Annotated in this window: 5 protein-coding genes; 3 read left to right on the forward strand and 2 right to left on the reverse strand. The window is 69.9% G+C overall.

The genetic code is table 11. The annotated features are described in order from the left end of the window. Positions 1-834 (reverse strand): 5'-3' exonuclease (locus FKP22_RS22655; protein ID WP_310733359.1); only part of this gene is annotated, 834 nt, incomplete at its 3' end. A gap of 126 nt (positions 835-960) precedes the next feature. On the opposite strand from FKP22_RS22655, the gene FKP22_RS22660 reads away from it, so the two are divergent. The 3 genes from FKP22_RS22660 to FKP22_RS22670 all read left to right on the forward strand — a co-directional run bounded on the left by FKP22_RS22660 (position 961) and on the right by FKP22_RS22670 (position 3248). Beyond that, positions 961-1350: a DUF2782 domain-containing protein gene (locus FKP22_RS22660; protein WP_231012233.1), complete on the forward strand. Its 390-nt coding sequence runs from the start codon at positions 961-963 to the stop codon at positions 1348-1350. A gap of 95 nt (positions 1351-1445) precedes the next feature. Next, on the forward strand, positions 1446-2414 hold the full coding sequence (locus tag FKP22_RS22665; RefSeq protein ID WP_141289944.1) for a homoserine kinase: 969 nt from the start codon (positions 1446-1448) through the stop codon (positions 2412-2414). A 15-nt stretch (positions 2415-2429) separates the two neighbouring features. Continuing rightward, the gene (locus FKP22_RS22670; RefSeq protein WP_141289945.1) at positions 2430-3248 is read left to right on the forward strand and encodes a BPSS1780 family membrane protein; all 819 of its coding nucleotides are present in this window, start codon (positions 2430-2432) and stop codon (positions 3246-3248) included. Here FKP22_RS22670 and FKP22_RS22675 read toward each other — a convergent pair. Further along, positions 3237-4269, reverse strand: a 1033-nt coding sequence (locus FKP22_RS22675; RefSeq protein ID WP_141289946.1) for a GGDEF domain-containing protein, incomplete at its 5' end; no start/stop codon positions are given. The genes FKP22_RS22670 and FKP22_RS22675 overlap by 12 nt on opposite strands.

The raw sequence follows: 4269 nt of genomic DNA on the forward strand, positions 1-4269 counted from the left end.
GTAGCGCTGGTAGAAGGCCAGCAGGCCGGCGTCGTCGATCGGGCGCAGCGCCAGCGCGTCCAGCTTCGGGTAGTCGACCAGGTGCTTGGCCAGGTCGCAATCGGTGCGGATGGTCACCAGCTTGCGGCCGGTGGGCAGCCAGTCCAGCGCCTTGCGCAGGTTCTCGCCGGCCACGCCCTTGATGCTGGCCGCCGCGGCGATCACGCCGTCCAGCGAACCGTGCTCGGCGATCCACTTGGCAGCCGTCTTGGGGCCGACCTTCTCGACGCCGGGCACGTTGTCCACCGCGTCGCCCATCAGCGTCAGGTAGTCGACGATGCGGTCCGGCGGCACGCCGAACTTGGCCAGCACGCCGGCTTCGTCCAGCGACTCGTTGCTCATCGTGTTGATCAGCGTCACGCCCGGCCGCACCAGCTGCGCCATGTCCTTGTCGCCGGTGGAGATCACGACCTTGTGCCCGGTGGCGTGCCCGGCGCAGGAGAGCGTGCCGATCACGTCGTCCGCCTCCACGCCCGGCACCTCCAGCACCGGCCAGCCCAGCAGCCGCACCACCTCGTGGATGGGTGCGATCTGGGTGCGCAGGTCGTCGGGCATGGGCGCGCGCTGGGCCTTGTATTCGGGGTACCACTCGTCGCGGAAGGTCGGGCCGGAAGCGTCGAACACGCAGCAGGCGTGCTCGGCACCGACCTGCTCGCGCAGCCGCTTCATCATCGCCACCATGCCGTGCAGCGCCCCGGTCGGCACGCCTTCCGGGCCGCGCAGGTCGGGCAGCGCATGGTAGGCGCGGTACAGGTAGCTGGAACCGTCGACCAGCAACAGGATCTTGTCGTTCATTCAGAAAGCTTTCAGGCGGCGCAAGACGCGCCGCAGCGCGCCTGTGAAGGCTTGCAATTGTGCTCGCAGCGGCGATTCGCCAGCCGGATGGCCGGACAGCCACTTGGCGACCGTAAAATCAGGAACATGAACGCCTCATTCCGCCCGCGCCTGCAGCTCTGCGCCCTGTGTCTCGGCCTGCTTGCCGCCGGAAGCTGTCTGGCCCAGGCTGCCGCTCCGGCCGCCGCCCCCGCACCACTGACCGGCGCCGCCGCGCTCAAGCCGCTGCCGCCCGTAGAGGCCGCCGCGCCCACCAGCAAGGTGCCTGAACCGCAGATCCTGCACGGCGTAACGGAGGACGACGAGGTTCGCATCGAGGAACTGCGGGTGCGCGGCCAGACCCAGCGCATCACCGTGCAACCCAAGCACGGCAGCTTCCCGGCCTACGACATCGTGCCGCGCGACAACAGCCGCCCGCCGTCACAGGACCCCAAGGCCGGCCAGCGCGTCTGGCTGAGCCTGCCCTTCGATTTCTGAACGGCCGGCCCCGGCCTCCGCCCAGTCCCCCGCAGAACGGCCGTCGCCCGCCGTCTCACTCCCCATCTTCCAATCCTTCCGGGGCACCCAGCCACATGGCGGTCTACACCGAAGTTTCTGTCGAACAGGCCAATGCCTTGCTCGCCCAGTTGGGCCTGGGCCCGGTGCTGGCGCTGCAGCCGATTTCCAGCGGCATCGAGAACACCAACTACTTCGCCACCACGGCCGAAGGCGAGTGGGTGCTGACGGTGTTCGAGCGCCTGGCCCATGACCAGCTGCCGTTCTACCTGCAGCTGATGCGCCACCTGGCGCGCGCCGGCCAACCGGTGCCCGAGCCGCGCGCCAATGCCCAGGGCGAACTGGTGCACACGCTGGCCGGCAAGCCTGCCGCACTGGTTAACCGGCTGGAGGGCGAAAGCCTGGACGCGCCGGACCTGCACCACTGCGAGCAACTCGGCGCCACGCTGGCGCGCATGCACCTGGCGGTGGCCGACTTCCCGCTGGCCCAGCCCAACCTGCGCGGCCTGGCCTGGCGCGAGGCCACCGCGCCCGTCGTGCGGCCTTACCTGGACGCCGACGCTGGCCACCTGCTGGACGAGGAAATGGCCTTCCAGGCCCACCTGCACGCCTCCGCCGCCTACCAGGAACTGCCCTGCGGCGCGGTGCATGCCGACCTGTTCCGCGACAACGCGCTGTTCGCCGGCCTGCCCGGCCGCGAACGGCTCAGCGGCGTGTTCGACTTCTACTTCGCCGGCACCGACACCTTCGTCTACGACCTGGCCGTGGTGCTGAACGACTGGTGCGTGGACCTGGACAGCGGCCAGCTGGACCTGCCACGCGCCGAAGCGCTGCTGCATGCCTACAGCGCCGAGCGCCAGCCCAGCGGCAACGAGCTGCGCCTGCTGCCCGGCCTGCGCCGCGCCGCAGCCCAGCGCTTCTGGCTCTCGCGCCTGGCCGACTGGCACCTGCCACGCGAAGCCAGCCTGCTCAAGCCCAAACCGCCGCTGCACTTCGAACGCGTGCTGCGCGACGCCATGGCGCGCCCGTGGCACCCGGCGGCATGAAGGCGGCCTGAACCCATGCGACTGACCCTCAAGACCGTGCCGGCCCGGCAAGGCGCGGTGTGGATGCGGCAAGGCCTGGTCGAGTGCCTGCGCTTCCCGGTGCGCTACCTCACGCTGTTCCTGTGCTTCATGTTCGTGGCCGCGCTGGTCATGGCCTTGCCGCTGATCGGCATCGTGATGGTGGTGGCCGCCATCCCGCTGGTGAGCCTGGCTTTCATGATGGCCACCGTGGGCAGCCTGCGCGGCCAGCCGCCCTCGCCCATGGTGTTCATCGCACCGTGGCAGCAACTGCCTGCACCGCGGCGGCGTACCTTGATCACGCTGTGCCTGGCCTATGCACTGGCCATGCTGGGCAGCCTGGCGCTGTGCGGGCTGATCGACCATGGCGGGCTGCAGGCGCTGGTCGTCGCCATGACCAGCGGCGCCGACGCGGACACGCTGGAGAAGCTGGCGCAGGCGCCCGGCGTCAGCGCTGGTGTCCTGGCGCGGGTGCTGATCATCAGTCTGCTGAGCGTGCCGTTCTGGCATGCGCCCGGGCTGGTGGTCTGGGGCGAACAAGGCCTCGCGCAGTCGCTGTTCTCCAGCACGCTGGCGATGTGGCGCAACAAGGGCGCCTTCCTGGTCTACCTGGCCAGCTACCTGGCACTGACCCTGGCCGTGACCCTGCTCGGCGGCCCGCTGACGGTGCTGCTCGGCGCCTTCGCCAGCCTGCTGCTGATGCCGCTGTCGCTGCTGCTGACCACCGCGTTTTACGTGTCCCTGTTCTTCACCTTCCGCGACAGCTTCGGTTCTGACACCGCTTCCGGCGACAAGGACGAGCTCTCAGGTCCCTGAACCCGCAGCAGCCACAGGCGCCGTGATGCGCGGGTCCACACGCAGCTGCACCTCGCCTGACAGCCGGGCCATCTCGAAGTCGCGCTCCATCGCCACCAGCGCGTCGCCGTCTTCGGCCAGCGTGGCCTGCAGGCCGACCGCGCGGTCGCGGCCCATGGACTTGGCGGTGTAGAGCGCCATGTCGACCAGGTTCACGGCCCGGTCCCAGTCCAGGTTGACCTCGTGCTGCGGCAGCGGGAAGCAGGCGTAGCCCAGCGAGGTCGTGACGGTCAGGTCGCGGCCGTCTTCCAGCCGCACCGGCTGGTCGCCCACGGCGTGCAGCATGCGCCGCGCCAGCGCGGTCAGGCCCTCGTCGCGCAGGCCGGGCGCATAGACCAGGAATTCCTCGCCGCCCCAGCGGCAGACCAGGTCGTTCAACCGCACCGAGCTGCCCAGCCGGTGCGCAATCTCGATCAGCACCGTGTCGCCGGCCTGGTGGCCGAAATCGTCGTTGACCCGCTTGAAGTGATCGATGTCCAGCAGCAGCAAGGCGCCACGGAAGCCGCCATCGCTTTCCAGCGTGGCCAGCACCTCGCGGAAATGGCGCCGGTTGGCCAGACCGGTCAGCGGATCGCGCTCGCTCTGCACCTTCAGCAAGGCCTCGCTGCGGCGCAGTTGCTGGTTGGCGTCGCGCGCCCGCTTGAGCAGCAGCACCGCCACGCCGGCCACCAGCAGCAGCAGTGCCGCGGCCAGCAGCCAGACCCGTTCCAGCAGCGCCTGGGTTTGCAGCCGGGAGGCACGCAGCGCGTTTTCGCGGCCCAGCAGGTCCAGCTCGCGCTTCTCGGCCTCGCTGCGGTAGCGCTCGCGCTGCTGGGCCAGCGCGGCTTCGCGGTTACCCTTGTTGATGTCGGCCCGCAGCGCCTGCTCGCGGTGGTAGAGCTCCAGCGCCGCGTGGGTGTCGCCCAGCGCGGCCAGCGCGTCGGAGTCTTCGACCAGCGCGGCCTGCTGAGCTGCGGGCAGGACGTGGAAATCGATGTGAACT

The sequence above is a fragment of the Ideonella azotifigens genome, from assembly GCF_006519715.1.
Taxonomy (GTDB): Bacteria; Pseudomonadota; Gammaproteobacteria; order Burkholderiales; family Burkholderiaceae_C; genus Ideonella; species Ideonella azotifigens.

Bases quoted from the DNA above. Each gene is read 5' to 3' on its own strand.
- FKP22_RS22670 (WP_141289945.1), top strand. From the start codon at position 2,430: ATGCGACTGACCCTCAAGACCGTGCCGGCCCGGCAAGGCGCGGTGTGG.
- FKP22_RS22665 (WP_141289944.1), top strand. From the start codon at position 1,446: ATGGCGGTCTACACCGAAGTTTCTGTCGAACAGGCCAATGCCTTGCTC.
- FKP22_RS22660 (WP_231012233.1), top strand. From the start codon at position 961: ATGAACGCCTCATTCCGCCCGCGCCTGCAGCTCTGCGCCCTGTGTCTC.